Origin of the sequence: Pseudomonas bubulae, from assembly GCF_037023725.1 — a bacterium.
GTDB lineage: Bacteria > Pseudomonadota > Gammaproteobacteria > Pseudomonadales > Pseudomonadaceae > Aquipseudomonas > Aquipseudomonas bubulae.
The window spans coordinates 1,993,492-2,006,777 of sequence record NZ_CP146077.1 but is presented as its reverse complement, the minus strand read 5'-3'; the positions used below and the strand labels follow the sequence as shown (position 1 = coordinate 2,006,777).

Sequence of the window (13,286 nt, the reverse complement as noted above, 5' to 3'; positions counted from 1 at the left end):
AGACAGACATCCTAGTCTGCTTCAAATAACGCCATCGCCTCGACATGCGCTGTTTGCGGGAACATGTCGAGGATTGCGGCACGTTTTAACCGGTAACCCTGTTTAATCAGTTCAACCGTGTCGCGCGCCAGAGTGGCCGGGTTGCACGACACATACACCAAACGTTTGGCACCCAGGCCAGACAACTTTCGTACCACTTCATAAGCGCCGTCGCGAGGCGGATCAAGCAGTACGGCACTGAAGCCGGCTTTGGCCCAGGTTGCATCCACCAGCGGCTGTGACAGGTCGGCCTGAAAAAACACTGCATTATGCAGGCTGTTACTGACCGCGTTTTGCGCGGCGCGTTCGACCATGGTCGCAACACCTTCAACAGCCACGACTTCACGCGCTTTTTGTGCCAGTGGTAATGCGAAGTTACCCAGCCCACAGAACAAGTCAAGAATCCGTTCGTCAGCTTGTGGCGCAAGCCACTTTATGGCTTGAGCCACCATGGCTTCGTTGACGCCGGCATTGACCTGGACAAAATCCCCGGGGCGATACGCCAGCTGCAAATCCCATGTTTCCAGACGATAGCCCAAGGCCCGGGTCAAATCGACCGGCTGTGGCTCGCCTTCGCCATGCAGCCACAATTGGGCGTTATGGGTAATGCAAAATGCCTCAAGGACCTGCATGTCGGCAGCGCTCAGCGGCGCCATATGGCGCAGCAAAACCGCAATCGCCGAACCACTGAACAACTCCACGTGGCCCAGTGCCTTGGGGTTGCCCAGTTGACGCAACATGGCGGGCAGCCCGGTCATGATAGGTTGCAAAGCCTGTACCAGAACCAAACAGTGATCGATGGCGACGATGTCCTGGCTGCCAGCAGCACGGAAACCCACGTCCAGGTGCTTGGCCCGCGCATCCCAGCGCACGGCGATACGTGCCCGGCGGCGGTAGCCAAACTCGGGACCGGTCAGCGGCGCTGCCCACTCTTGAGGTTCGACACCGGCCACGCGGGACAGTTGCTCGGCGAGCATGCGCTGTTTCAGTGCAAGCTGCTCTTCATGGGGCAAATGCTGCACGCTGCAGCCGCCGCACTTGCCCGCATGGGCACAGGGTGCCTGGCGACGGATCTCGCTGGCCTTGAAAACACGCTCGGTACGGGCTTCAACGACCTTGCCATGGGCACCCAGCACCCGGGCTTCGACTTCTTCACCGGCCAGAGCCCCCGAAACAAACCAGGTACGCCCTTCAATAAAGGCAATACCGCGGCCGTCGTTGGCCAGGCGCTCGATATTCAAACGCTGTTTCTTGCCCGCAGGCACTTGCGCAGCCTTGGTGCCGCCAGCAGGCTGGAAGCGCAGGCCTCTCTCTTGCTTGGCCATCAGTTGGGCGCATCGTAAATGCCGGTCGACAGATAACGGTCGCCTCGGTCACAAATGATCGCGACCATCACCGCGTTTTCGACTTCCTGGTTCAGGCGCAGCATCGCTGCCACCGCCCCGCCCGAGGACACACCACAGAAAATGCCTTCTTCACGGGCCAGTCGGCGGGTGACGTCTTCGGCTTCGCGCTGGGCCATGTCGACGATGCGGTCTACGCGGTCGGCCTGGTAGATCTTGGGCAAGTACTCGGTCGGCCAGCGGCGGATGCCCGGAATGGCAGCGCCTTCCATCGGCTGCAAACCGACGATCTGCACGCCCGGGTTTTGCTCCTTGAGGTAGCGCGACACGCCCATGATGGTACCGGTAGTACCCATCGAACTGATGAAGTGGGTGATGGTACCGTTGGTCTGACGCCAGATTTCCGGGCCCGTACCGGTGTAGTGAGCCTCGGGGTTGTCACCGTTGGCAAACTGGTCGAGCACCTTGCCCAGGCCCTGGGCCTGCATCTTGTCGGCCAGGTCGCGGGCGCCTTCCATGCCCTCTTCCTGACTGACCAGGATCAGCTCGGCACCGTAGGCGGTCATGGCAGCCTTGCGCTCGGCGCTGGAATTGTCGGGCATGATCAGGATCATCTTGTAGCCCTTGATCGCCGCGGCCATGGCCAGGGCAATCCCGGTATTGCCCGAGGTGGCTTCAATCAGGGTATCGCCAGCCTGGATCTGGCCGCGCGCTTCGGCGCGGGCAATCATCGACAGAGCCGGACGGTCCTTGACCGAGCCTGCAGGGTTGTTCCCTTCGAGCTTGAGCAACAAGGTGTTGGTAGTGTTTCCAGCCAGGCGCTGCAAGCGCACCAGTGGAGTGTTGCCGACGCAATCGGCGATAGTTGGGTACTGCAATGTCATGGCGTATTCGCAATCCAGACCGCGGGGTCGCACATCATACCGACAAACGCCGACAGCCCATATCACGCAAAGTACGGTGCTTATGGTTAAAGGCTATAAGCGCCGCAAGCCCATCACAATAATTCCTGTGGGAGCCGGGCTTGCCCGCGATTCTGACGCCGCGGTCTGTCAGGTAAAACGGACTGATACCATCGCGGGCAAGCCCGCTCCCACAGGGATGTCTATACAGCCGCGGCCTGAGCGTTTACGCGGCATGTCCGGCAAGCAAACGAACATGCACCCGCAACCCGCCGCCGTGGTTCTCTGCCCACAAACTGCCACCCTGCAGCCGCAGGGCATTGCGCGCAATACTCAGGCCCAGACCAAAGCCGCCATCGCCGGGACGCGAGCCATCAAGGCGGGTAAAAGGCGCAAAGATCCGCTCCAGTTCTTCAGGTGCCACACCTGCGCCCTGGTCATCGAGCCACAGGTGCCACATATTGCCTTCGCGCCGGCCATCAAGGCTGACGATACCCTCGGGTGGTGAATGGCGAATGGCATTGCGCAGGATATTTTCCATGGCTTGAGCCAGGCTGTTGAGATGCCCGCGCACCCAGCAATGCTCATCCACCAGACAAGGCAGTCGCGATTGCGGCCAGCCACTTTCAAAGCGGGCGTTTTCGGTGAGCATCTCCCACAGCGCCTGCACCTGAATGTCTTCCACCGGCAGCGGCCCGCGCTCGGCATCCAGCCAGGCCAGTTGCAAGGTGTCTTCGACCAGCCGTTGCATGCCGTCGACTTCACGGCCCAGGCGCTCACGCAAGGCCTCGCCCCCCTGCTCGCTGTCACAGGCTACCCGCAAACGGCTCAAGGGCGTGCGCAGCTCATGGGACAAGTCGCGGAGCAATTGCTGCTGTTGCGAGACCGTACTCTGCAAGCGCTCGGACATCTGATCGAACGCCCGCGCCAGCTCACCCAGTTCGTCCTGGCGGCTGGTGATCTGGCTCGATAGCCGCGCCCCCAGTTGATCAGCCCGCCAGGCATTGGCCTGTTCGCGAAGATGGTTAAGCGGCACGATCAGCACGCGGTACAGGCCCACGCACAGCAACAGGGTCAACAAGCCAGGAATTACGCCGTTGGTGACAATCCGCCAGATCACCTGGGAGCGCCCGGGCATAAAGCGTTGCGGCAACTCGATCACCAGGCTGCCCGCCGACGGGTCGCGGGGAAAGGGCACCTTTATCCATGGCCGCGCCGTCTTGATATGGCTGATGGGCCAGTCCAGGCCGCGCAAAAAGGTCAGCCGCTCACTTTCTCGATCACTCAGCGGGTAGCTGCTCAGCGACTGCAGGTCCTGACCAATCACCCCGACCCAGCCCGGCTCCCTGTGCCCAATGCCCTGCAACCACTGGTCGACGCCGGCTTGCTGAGCGCTCTCCCAGGCGCGCTCGGCCTCACCGGCATAGCGCACCAGGGTGCCGTGGGCCTGCTCGGACAAAAAGCCGGTGCGCTTGTCCATATAGCGACCCCAGGACCAACTGAGCCAGATCATCAGCAAGCAGAAAACCACCAGCAAACACGCCAGCTTCCAGAACACCGAATTCTTGCCGGGCACCTTACGGGGCATCGCTGGCACTAAGGACATAGCCCTTGCCCCACACCGTGCGTACTTCATGCTGGTAATAGCCGATAGTTTTGAGCTTTCGCCGGATCTGGCTGATATGCATGTCCAGGCTGCGGTCATGGGCTGCATAGCCGCGCTGCAAGACCTGCTGATAGAGAAAGGCCTTGCTCAACACTTCGTCGGCATTGCGCTGCAGGGTATCGAGCAGACGGAACTCGCTGCGGGTCAACCCGGCCCATTGCTCGCCCCGGCGCACATCGCACGCCTCGTCGTCGAACAGCAAACCGCTCTCGGCCGGTGGCAGTTCCTGCACCGTTGGGGCGCCAGGCATGCGATCCAGGGCCACGCGACGCAGGATGGCCTGAATGCGCACCCGCAGTTCGGCCATGCTGAACGGCTTGGGCAAATAATCATCGGCGCCCAGCTGGAAACCGCTGATACGGTCGGCCTCGGCACCCAGCGCCGACATCAGGATCACCGGCAAAGCGTGGGTCTGACGCAGTTGCGTCAGCACCTGCAAGCCATTCATGCCGGGCAGCAGGATATCCATCAGCACCACGTCAAAGTGCTCCTGGCGGGCACGGGCCAGACCTTCCAGGCCATTCTGGCACCAGATAACGTCAAACCCGCAACGCCCCAGTTGCTCGTGCAGATAGGCGCCCAGAACGGGGTCGTCTTCAATGGTCAGTAGGCGCGAGGGGCTAACAGCTACGGGATTCATTAGCGTCTGCAAGTAATTCTCAATCGGCGATTATTCAAGATTGAGCCCCTGCGGGCAACCGGCACGGGCTTTACCCCGTCTGATAAACCGAAATTGATGGCAAATTTTCAAAGATTTGCCGGGCACCATATGGCTACACTGCCACCTGATCCGGGCGGGAAGCCCGGATCACTCTTAAAAGAATGCAGGGCTGGAGAGTTGTGTGCTTAAAAACCTCGGTATCAAAGGCCGCGTATTGCTGTTAACGCTATTGCCCGTCAGTTTGATGGCAAGCGTGCTCGGCGGCTATTTCACCTGGCTGCAACAGTCCGAACTGCAATCGCAACTGTTGCAGCGCGGGGAAATGATCGCCGAACAACTCGCCCCCCTGGTCGCCCCCGCCATGGGGCGCCACGACACCGCATTGCTGGCCCGTATCGCCACCGAATCTCTGGAACAACAGGATGTGCGCGCCGTGGCGTTCCTCAACGCCAACCACGAACCGCTGGCCCATGCCGGGCCGATCATGCTCAATCAGGCTCCACTGGGCAGCAGTACCCATCTGCAACAGCGTACCGACAACGATGCCACGCGCTATTTATTGCCGGTATTTGGCCGCCATCGCAACCTGGCCGGGGATGTGATCCCTAACGAAGCCCATCGCCTGCTGGGCTGGGTCGAACTGGAGCTGTCCCATAACGGCATGCTGCTGCGCAGCTATCGCAACCTGTTTGCCAGCCTGTTGCTGATCGTCACCGGGCTGGTGCTGACCACCCTGCTGGCCTTGCGCATGAGCCGCACCATCAACGCACCGCTGGGGCAAATCAAACAAGCCGTGGCCCAGCTCAAGGACGGGCATCTGGAAACCCGCCTGCCGCCACTGGGCAGCCACGAACTTGACGAACTGGCCTCGGGCATCAACCGCATGGCCGAAACCCTGCACAATGCCCAGGAAGAACTGCAGCACAGCGTCGACCAGGCCACCGAAGACGTGCGCCAGAATCTCGAAACCATCGAAATCCAGAACCTTGAACTCGATCTGGCCCGCAAGGAAGCCCTGGAGGCCAGCCGTATAAAGTCCGAGTTTCTGGCCAACATGAGCCACGAAATCCGCACCCCGCTCAACGGTATCCTCGGTTTTACCCACCTGCTGCAAAAAAGCGAGTTGACCCCGCGCCAGTTCGACTACCTGAACACCATCGAAAAATCGGCCGACAACCTGCTGGGCATCATCAACGAGATTCTCGATTTTTCGAAAATCGAAGCCGGCAAGCTGGTGCTCGACAGCATTCCGTTCAATTTGCGCGACCTGCTGCAGGACACCCTGACCATCCTCGCCCCTTCGGCCCACGACAAAGGCCTGGAACTGGTCAGCCTGGTGTATCGCGACACCCCGCTGTCGCTGATCGGCGACCCGCTGCGGCTCAAGCAAATCCTCACCAACCTGATCAACAACGCCATCAAGTTCACCCGCGAGGGCACCATCGCGGTGCGGGCCATGCTTGAAGACCAGGACGAAAATGAAACCGACGGCAGTGTGCAACTGCGCATCAGCGTGCAGGACACCGGCATCGGCCTGACCGCCCAGGATATCCGCGCCCTGTTCCAGGCTTTCAGCCAGGCTGACAACTCACTGTCTCGCCAGCCCGGCGGCACCGGGTTGGGGCTGGTGATTTCCAAGCGACTGGTCGAACAGATGGGCGGCGAAATCGGCGTTGAAAGCACCCCTGGCGAAGGCTCGGTGTTCTGGATCAGCGTCAGGCTGCCCAAGGCTCGCGATGATGTCGAAGACTTGCCCGGCGCGCCGCTGCTGGGCCGGCGCGTAGCCATCCTGGAAAAACACGACCTGGCCCGCCAGGCCCTGCACCATCAACTGGAAGACTGCGGCCTGGAAGTCACGCCCTGCACTACTCTGGAAAACCTCACCAATTGTGTGACCGGCGCTCACCAGACCGCCCAGGCTATTGATCTGGCAGTTCTGGGCGTAACGGCCAATGACACCCCGCCAGAGCGTCTCAACCAGCACATCTGGGATCTCGAGCACCTGGGTTGCAAGGTACTGGTTCTGTGCCCGACCACCGAGCAGGGCCTGTTCAACGCGGTGGTGGACAACCCCCACAGCCAGCTCCAGGCCAAACCCGCCTGCACCCGCAAACTGCGTCGGGCCCTGGCCGACCTGGTCAGCCCGCGACAAACCCGCAGCGAGCCCGGCGAACCGCTGGCCAGCCGCGCGCCGCGCATTCTGTGTGTGGATGACAACCCGGCCAATCTGCTGCTGGTGCAAACCCTGCTTGAAGGCATGGGCGCCAAGGTGACTGCAGCGGACAGCGGTTATGCCGCCATTGATGCGGTCAAGGCACACGATTTCGATCTGGTGCTGATGGATGTGCAAATGCCCGGCATGGACGGGCGCGAGACCACCGAAGTCCTGCGCCAGTGGGAAAGCGAGCGCCACTGTACGCCGCTGCCGATCGTTGCACTCACAGCCCACGCCATGGCCAACGAAAAACGCGCCTTGCTGCAAAGCGGCATGGACGACTACCTGACCAAACCGATCAGCGAACGGCAGTTGGCCCAAGTGGTGTTGAAGTGGACGGGCTTGGCCTTGCGCAATCAGGCCAGCGACAACTCGCACGAACCGGCCCGTCACACCACGCAACTGCTCGTCCTCGACCACGATGAGGGGCTGCGACTGGCGGCAGGCAAGGCGGACCTGGCCATCGACATGCTGGCCATGCTGCTGGCTTCGCTGGAAGCCGACCGCGACGCTATCCGCCAGGCCCGTGAGGCCAGAGACAACAACGCGTTGATCGAGCGCGTCCACCGCTTGCACGGCGCAACCCGTTACTGCGGCGTACCGCAATTGCGTGCGGCCTGCCAGCGCAGCGAGACCCTGCTCAAGCAAACCAGCCCCAACGCCGATGCCGCCCTCGACGAACTGGACCTGGCCATCACCCGTCTGGCCAAAGAGGCACGGAGTACGGCATAGCAAAATCATGGTGTGGGAGCGGGCTTGCTCGCGATTCGGGCGGCGCGGTATGTCAGGTAAACCGCCGTGATGCCATCGCGAGCAAGCCCGCTCCCACAAAAGCCGATTTGTAGTTACAGACCAAGGAAGACCCCATGCGCACGATTCTTTTCAGCAGCCAGACCTACGACCGCGACAGTTTCATCGCGGCCGCACAAGACGACGGTAACGAGCTGCATTTCCAGCCCGCGCGCCTGACCCTGGACACCGTAGCACTGGCCCATGACTACGAAGTGATCTGTCCGTTTATCAACGACGACCTCAGCGCCCCGGTGCTGGAGCAACTGGCTGCTGGCCGCACCCGCCTGATCGCCCTGCGCTCGGCCGGCTACAACCATGTGGATCTGCCCGCCGCCAAACGCCTGGGCCTGAGTGTGGTGCGCGTCCCCGCGTACTCCCCCCACGCCGTCGCCGAACATGCCGTGGCCCTTATCCTGGCGCTCAACCGCCGCTTGCACCGCGCCTACAACCGCACCCGCGAAGGCGACTTCACTCTGCACGGGCTGACCGGTTTCGATCTGGTGGGCAAGACCGTGGGCGTGGTGGGCACCGGCCAGATCGGCGCCACGTTCGGCAAGATCATGGCCGGTTTCGGCTGCAAGCTGCTGTGCTTCGACCCTTATCCAAACGCCGAACTGCTGGCGCTGGGCGCTCGCTACGTCAGCCTGCCCGAACTGCTGGCCGGTTCGCATATCATTTCCCTGCACTGCCCGTTGACCGCAGACAACAAGCACCTGATCAACGCCACCAGCCTGGCCACCCTCATGCACGGCGCCATGCTGATCAACACCGGACGGGGGGCGCTGGTCGACACGCCGGCGCTGATTGAGGCGCTGAAAAGTGGCCAATTGGGCTATCTTGGGCTGGATGTGTACGAAGAAGAGGCCCAACTGTTCTTCGAGGACCGCTCCGACCTGCCCTTGCAGGATGACGTGCTGGCCCGGCTGCTGACTTTCCCCAATGTGATCATCACGGCCCATCAGGCGTTTCTGACCCGCGAGGCGTTGAATGCAATTGCCAGCACGACCCTGAGCAATATCGCAGCCTGGAGAAACGGTACGGCGCAAAACCTGATCGAAGGTTGAGTCTGGACTTTGATGCCTGCGTGCTAGCATAGCGACTTACTTGGAGGACCCATGGTCGAACACGATTTCCGCTACAGCCTGCTTAACCCGCAGCACACCCTGATTGAATGCCGCGCTCTGGCGCCGGGCCTGTATCAAGTCACCGGCAACGGCGGCTCGATTCAAGCCGGTGACGTGCTGATTGTGTCCCTCAAGGGCAGCAAGACCTTGTCCATGCGTTTGAGCGTCGACAAGGTGCGCCACCTGATCAACCCGCGTGGCCAGTGGGTTGCAGTCACCAAAGGGCCGGTGTTCGGCGAATTGGCGATTCATGAATGGCAGGTCAACTGCGATGCTTGCGCCAAAGAGCTGAAGTTCGAGTTCGCAGTCGACGCCAAACTCGGCACCAAGGCGCAAAAGCCCGCAGCCACGGCGCGGATTGCCGAGCTGGGCTGGAGCACTGAAGGCAGCAAGCACCTGTGCCCGCAATGCCAAAAGGCCGCGCAATGAAACGCTTGATCCTGCTGGCCGTGCTGGGCGCAAGCCTGACGGGGTGTGCGGGTGATCCGGTGAAGTTGCAGCAAAACCACACCTACGTGCTGGAGTGGATCGGCGAACGACCGCTGATCGACAACAGCCACCTGACCGTCACCCTGGACGATGCTGGCCGGGCCTATGGCAGTGGCGGTTGCAACCATTGGTTCGCACCTTACACCCTCGACGGCGACAAGCTGACCTTTGGTGGCGTAGGCAGTACCCGCAAGGCCTGTGCGCCGGCGTTGATGGAGCAGGAGCAGCGATTCTTCGAGGCCTTGCAGACCGTACAGCGCTGGGACATATCGCCGATCGAGCAGGTGCGATTCTGGCCTGAACAGGGCAAGCCGCTGCGGCTTTGGCCTGAAGAAGGCTGATACCGCGGCGCTTGAATCACGAGCAAGCCCGCTCCCACAGACTGGTGCCAGCCTGTGGGAGCGGGTTTGTTCGCGATGGCTTCGACTCAGGCCCCTCTCAATTCCTTGATCTTCGCCAACACACCGGCCGCGGTCTGCTCGCCCATCAACGTTGCCCGCACCTTGCCTTTCTCATCCAGGATATAAGTCACCGGCAAGGCTTCGCTGCGTGGCAAATCGAACACCTCCGCCGGATCCTGCGCCAGCACGGTAAAGGTGATGCCCAGCGCGGTACTCGCGTCGCTCAGCTCCTTGCCCTGCAAACCATCGTAGTTGACCCCGAACACTCCCACCGACTGCCCCTGCAGCTGTTTTTCCAGCGAGTTGAGTTCAGGAATCTCGATACGACACGGGCCACACCACTCGGCCCAGTAGTTGATGACCTTCCATTGCTTGTCCAGACGCTCCGAGGCGATCTTCTGTCCGTGCTGATCGACCCCATAATCATTTCCGCAGCCGGCCAGCAATAATGTGGCGCAGACGGTAACTGCTGCCATGAGTCGCTTAAACATGCGTTGATCCTTCCCGGTAAATACATACAAAAATACATCAGCGAGCGGCCATTTACCGCATACGGTTCAGGCGCGCCCGTCAGGCAGGTAGAATAGCCGCCACCTTACGCAAGATGCGACCCGCACATGACCGATCTGACGCTTTATCACAACCCGCGCTGCTCGAAATCCCGCGGTGCGCTCGAACTCCTCGAAGCCCGCGGCCTGACCCCTACCGTGGTGCGCTACCTCGAAACGCCGCTGAGCGCCGCCCAACTGCGCGACCTGCTGGCCAAGCTGAACATCAGCGCACGGCAATTGCTGCGCAGCGGCGAAGACGAGTACAAGGCCCTCAACCTGGCAGACAGCGGTCTCACTGACGCGCAACTGATCGACGCCATGGCTGCACATCCCAAGTTGATCGAGCGGCCGATCCTGGTCGCAGGCGACAAAGCCGTGATTGGTCGCCCACCGGAAAAAGTCCTGGAGATCCTGTCGTGAGTGCGCCTTATATTCTGGTTCTGTTCTACAGCCGCAACGGTTCGACCAGCGAAATGGCCCGGCAAATTGCCCGTGGCATCGAACAGGGCGGCCTCGAGGCGCGCCTGCGCACAGTGCCGGCCATTTCTGCCGAATGTGAAGCCGTGGCCCCTGCCATTCCGGACGAAGGCGCGATGTACGCCAGCCTCGACGACCTGAAAAACTGCTCGGGGCTGGCCCTGGGCAGCCCGACGCGTTTCGGCAACATGGCCGCACCGCTCAAGTACTTCCTGGATGGCACCAGCAACCTGTGGCTGACCGGCGCGCTGGTGGGCAAGCCGGCCGGTGTGTTCACCTCCACTGCCAGCCTGCATGGCGGCCAGGAAAGTACCTTGCTGTCGATGCTGCTGCCACTGATGCACCACGGCATGCTGGTCACCGGCCTGCCCTACAGCGAATCGGCCCTGCTGCACACCACGGCAGGCGGAACGCCCTATGGCCCGAGCCATCACGCAGGTGCCGACGGCAAACGCGGGCTGGACGAGCACGAAATCGCCCTGTGCCGGGCCTTGGGTCAGCGTTTGGCCACCATTGCCCGCAAACTGGAGAGCAACCGTGGCTAAAAAGCCAAAAGTGCTGCCGCCCATCGAGTGGCTGCAGCCGCGGGTAAGGCTGATGCGGGTAGTGAGCCTGGCGTGCTTCTTTGGCCTGATCGCCCTGCTGTGTGTTTATTACCTGATGTTTGCCAACCTGCACGGCGCGCGCCCGTGGGTGATCCTGCTGATCGAGCTGGTGCCCTTGATGTTTGTGGTACCCGGCATGCTGATGGGCAGCCCCCGTGGGCACTCGTTCACCTGCTATGTGGTCAACCTGTACCTGATCAAGGGCGCGCTGGCGGCATTCGACCCGAACCGTCAGGTGTTCGGCCTGATGGAGATCGCGGCCAGCGTGGCGGTATTTGTCAGTGCATTGCTGTTTGTGCGCTGGCGCTACCAGCTGGATCGACGCCTGAGCGGCGAGTGATGCAGCTGTTGTGGGAGCGGGCTTGCTCGCGAACGGCCTTCGCGAGCAGGCTCGCTCCCACAATTGAAGTTGCTCGGCGGCTTAGTGATTCACCGTAAACGCCAGCATCTGTGACAGCTGGCACATCGGCCGGCCACTTTCGGCGTGCCACTGGTTGAAGGCGTTCTGCACAATCGCCAGGTCACGCAGGCTGGTGGGTGCCTTGTCCACCAGCTTCTGCGCGTTCAGCGCGGCCACCACGTCATAACTTGGCACAAAGGTGTCCTTGCCAACCATGCGTAAAAAGCGTGGAGCCGACAAACCACCCAACTGATGCCCATGCTTGGCCAGGTACTTCCACAAACCGACGATATCAGTCACTGGCCACTGGGCGATAAACGCGCCAAAACTGCCGTACTCGTGGGCAATGTCGAGCACCATCTGGGCATTGCGTGGCACGCTTTTAAGCTTGCCCAGATGGCGAATGATCCGCGCATCCTGCATCAACCGCTCCAGATGCTCGGCGCCCATCAGCACGACTTTCTCCGGGTCGAAACCGAAAAAAACCTCTTCAAATACCGGCCACTTGACATCAACCACACTGTGTTTGAGCCCGGCACGGAACACCCGCAGGGCCAGGGTCGACAGGTAGCGATCATCGCTGATATGGCGCAACTGTTCCGCAGTTCTCGGGACAGGCAATTGGGCTTCAAGTGCGGCTGACGAACCAAAGCGGTTCAGACAGTATTCGTGCAGCCATTTGTAGTCGCGCATGCCCTCTCCTCTCGGCAATTTACAGATTGAGCAGGTTGACGAAACGCGGCGTTGCGCTTTCGTCGATCTTCAGGCTCGCGAAATCAAACAGGTTACGGTCCGCCAACTGAGACGGGATCACGTTCTGCAGGCTGCGAAAGATACTCTCGGTGCGGCCCGGCGTCTTGCGGTCCCACTCCTGGAGCATGTCCTTGACCACCTGGCGCTGCAGGTTCTCCTGGGAGCCACAGAGGTTGCACGGGATGATCGGGAACTGCTGCCAGTCGGAATAGGCCTGGATATCCTTCTCGTTGCAGTACGCCAGCGGACGAATCACCACATTGCGCCCGTCATCTGAGCGCAGCTTGGGCGGCATCGCCTTGAGGCTGCCATTGAAGAACATGTTGAGGAAGAAGGTTTCGACGATATCATCGCGATGATGCCCAAGTGCCATCTTGGTCGCACCGATTTCATCGGCAAAGGTGTACAGGGTGCCGCGACGCAGGCGCGAACACAGCGAGCAGGTGGTCTTGCCTTCGGGGATCAGCTCCTTGACCACCGAGTAAGTGTCTTTTTCAACGATGTGGTATTCCACACCCAGCGACTTTAGATAAGCCGGCAGCACGTCCTCGGGGAAACCCGGCTGCTTCTGGTCCATGTTCACGGCCACGATCTCGAACTGGATCGGCGCGACTTTCTGCAGGTGCAGCAACACATCAAGCAGGGTGTAGCTGTCCTTGCCGCCCGACAGGCAGACCATCACCTTGTCGCCATGCTCGATCATGTTGAAATCGGCAATTGCCTCACCGGTCAATCGACGCAGGCGTTTCTGGAGTTTGATTTGAGAGACCGAGTGAGTGCCCATAGCGCTTCAATTCCGCGAGTTAAGACCAAAAGCCGGGGATTTTACCGAAAAATACCCGGTCAACGAACCCCTTGCCTGCCTAAA

General features: G+C 61.0%; 14 protein-coding genes. 7 read left to right on the top strand and 7 right to left on the bottom strand.

The features are described from left to right. Nucleotides 1–11: 11 nt before the first annotated feature. The 4 genes from rlmD to V6L81_RS09305 form a co-directional block, all read right to left on the bottom strand. Nucleotides 12–1,364, bottom strand: a complete 1,353-nt coding sequence (gene rlmD, locus V6L81_RS09320) for a 23S rRNA (uracil(1939)-C(5))-methyltransferase RlmD (RefSeq protein WP_095019421.1) — start codon at nt 1,362–1,364, stop codon at nt 12–14. Next, entirely contained in the window at nt 1,364–2,266 is a 903-nt protein-coding gene (gene cysM / locus V6L81_RS09315) for a cysteine synthase CysM (RefSeq protein WP_095003072.1), read from the bottom strand. The genes rlmD and cysM overlap by 1 nt, the downstream gene beginning before the upstream one ends. A 244-nt stretch (nt 2,267–2,510) precedes the next feature. Beyond that, on the bottom strand, nt 2,511–3,872 hold the full coding sequence (locus V6L81_RS09310; protein WP_338660632.1) for a sensor histidine kinase: 1,362 nt from the start codon (nt 3,870–3,872) through the stop codon (nt 2,511–2,513). Beyond that, nucleotides 3,862–4,590: a response regulator transcription factor gene (locus V6L81_RS09305; protein ID WP_095019419.1), complete on the bottom strand. Its 729-nt coding sequence runs from the start codon at nt 4,588–4,590 to the stop codon at nt 3,862–3,864. The genes V6L81_RS09310 and V6L81_RS09305 overlap by 11 nt, the downstream gene beginning before the upstream one ends. A 202-nt stretch (nt 4,591–4,792) precedes the next feature. Here V6L81_RS09305 and V6L81_RS09300 point away from each other — a divergent pair, with 202 nt between their 5' ends. The 4 genes from V6L81_RS09300 to V6L81_RS09285 all read left to right on the top strand — a co-directional run bounded on the left by V6L81_RS09300 (nt 4,793) and on the right by V6L81_RS09285 (nt 9,572). Beyond that, nucleotides 4,793–7,558: a response regulator gene (locus V6L81_RS09300; RefSeq protein ID WP_095003069.1), complete on the top strand. Its 2,766-nt coding sequence runs from the start codon at nt 4,793–4,795 to the stop codon at nt 7,556–7,558. A 134-nt stretch (nt 7,559–7,692) separates the two neighbouring features. Continuing rightward, nucleotides 7,693–8,682 carry a 2-hydroxyacid dehydrogenase gene (locus tag V6L81_RS09295; protein ID WP_095003068.1) on the top strand — a complete coding sequence of 330 codons (990 nt, stop codon included), beginning with the start codon at nt 7,693–7,695 and terminating at the stop codon, nt 8,680–8,682. Between the two features lie 51 nt (nt 8,683–8,733). Continuing rightward, entirely contained in the window at nt 8,734–9,171 is a 438-nt protein-coding gene (locus tag V6L81_RS09290) for a hypothetical protein (protein WP_095003067.1), read from the top strand. Beyond that, a complete protein-coding gene (locus V6L81_RS09285) occupies nt 9,168–9,572 on the top strand; it encodes an META domain-containing protein (RefSeq protein ID WP_095003066.1) in 405 nt (134 codons plus the stop codon). Before V6L81_RS09290 ends, V6L81_RS09285 begins: the two co-directional genes overlap by 4 nt. An 86-nt stretch (nt 9,573–9,658) precedes the next feature. Here V6L81_RS09285 and V6L81_RS09280 read toward each other — a convergent pair whose 3' ends face one another. Continuing rightward, entirely contained in the window at nt 9,659–10,123 is a 465-nt protein-coding gene (locus tag V6L81_RS09280) for a TlpA disulfide reductase family protein (protein WP_095003065.1), read from the bottom strand. A gap of 126 nt (nt 10,124–10,249) precedes the next feature. Here V6L81_RS09280 and arsC point away from each other — a divergent pair, with 126 nt between their 5' ends. Genes arsC through V6L81_RS09265 form a run of 3 tightly spaced genes read left to right on the top strand, consistent with a single transcriptional unit; the run spans nt 10,250 to nt 11,605 of the window. Further along, complete coding sequence (gene arsC / locus V6L81_RS09275) at nt 10,250–10,603, top strand: arsenate reductase (glutaredoxin) (RefSeq protein WP_095019417.1); 354 nt, start codon at nt 10,250–10,252, stop codon at nt 10,601–10,603. Then, nucleotides 10,600–11,205 (top strand): NAD(P)H:quinone oxidoreductase, encoded by a 606-nt coding sequence (gene wrbA / locus V6L81_RS09270; protein WP_095003063.1) that lies wholly within the window; start codon nt 10,600–10,602, stop codon nt 11,203–11,205. Before arsC ends, wrbA begins: the two co-directional genes overlap by 4 nt. Further along, complete coding sequence (locus V6L81_RS09265) at nt 11,198–11,605, top strand: DUF2069 domain-containing protein (protein WP_338660631.1); 408 nt, start codon at nt 11,198–11,200, stop codon at nt 11,603–11,605. The genes wrbA and V6L81_RS09265 overlap by 8 nt, the downstream gene beginning before the upstream one ends. Before the next feature lie 81 nt (nt 11,606–11,686). Here V6L81_RS09265 and V6L81_RS09260 read toward each other — a convergent pair whose 3' ends face one another. Beyond that, complete coding sequence (locus V6L81_RS09260) at nt 11,687–12,358, bottom strand: DNA-3-methyladenine glycosylase I (RefSeq protein ID WP_338660630.1); 672 nt, start codon at nt 12,356–12,358, stop codon at nt 11,687–11,689. Between the two features lie 19 nt (nt 12,359–12,377). Continuing rightward, complete coding sequence (gene ttcA, locus V6L81_RS09255; protein ID WP_095003060.1) at nt 12,378–13,202, bottom strand: tRNA 2-thiocytidine(32) synthetase TtcA; 825 nt, start codon at nt 13,200–13,202, stop codon at nt 12,378–12,380. Nucleotides 13,203–13,286: the final 84 nt, after the last annotated feature.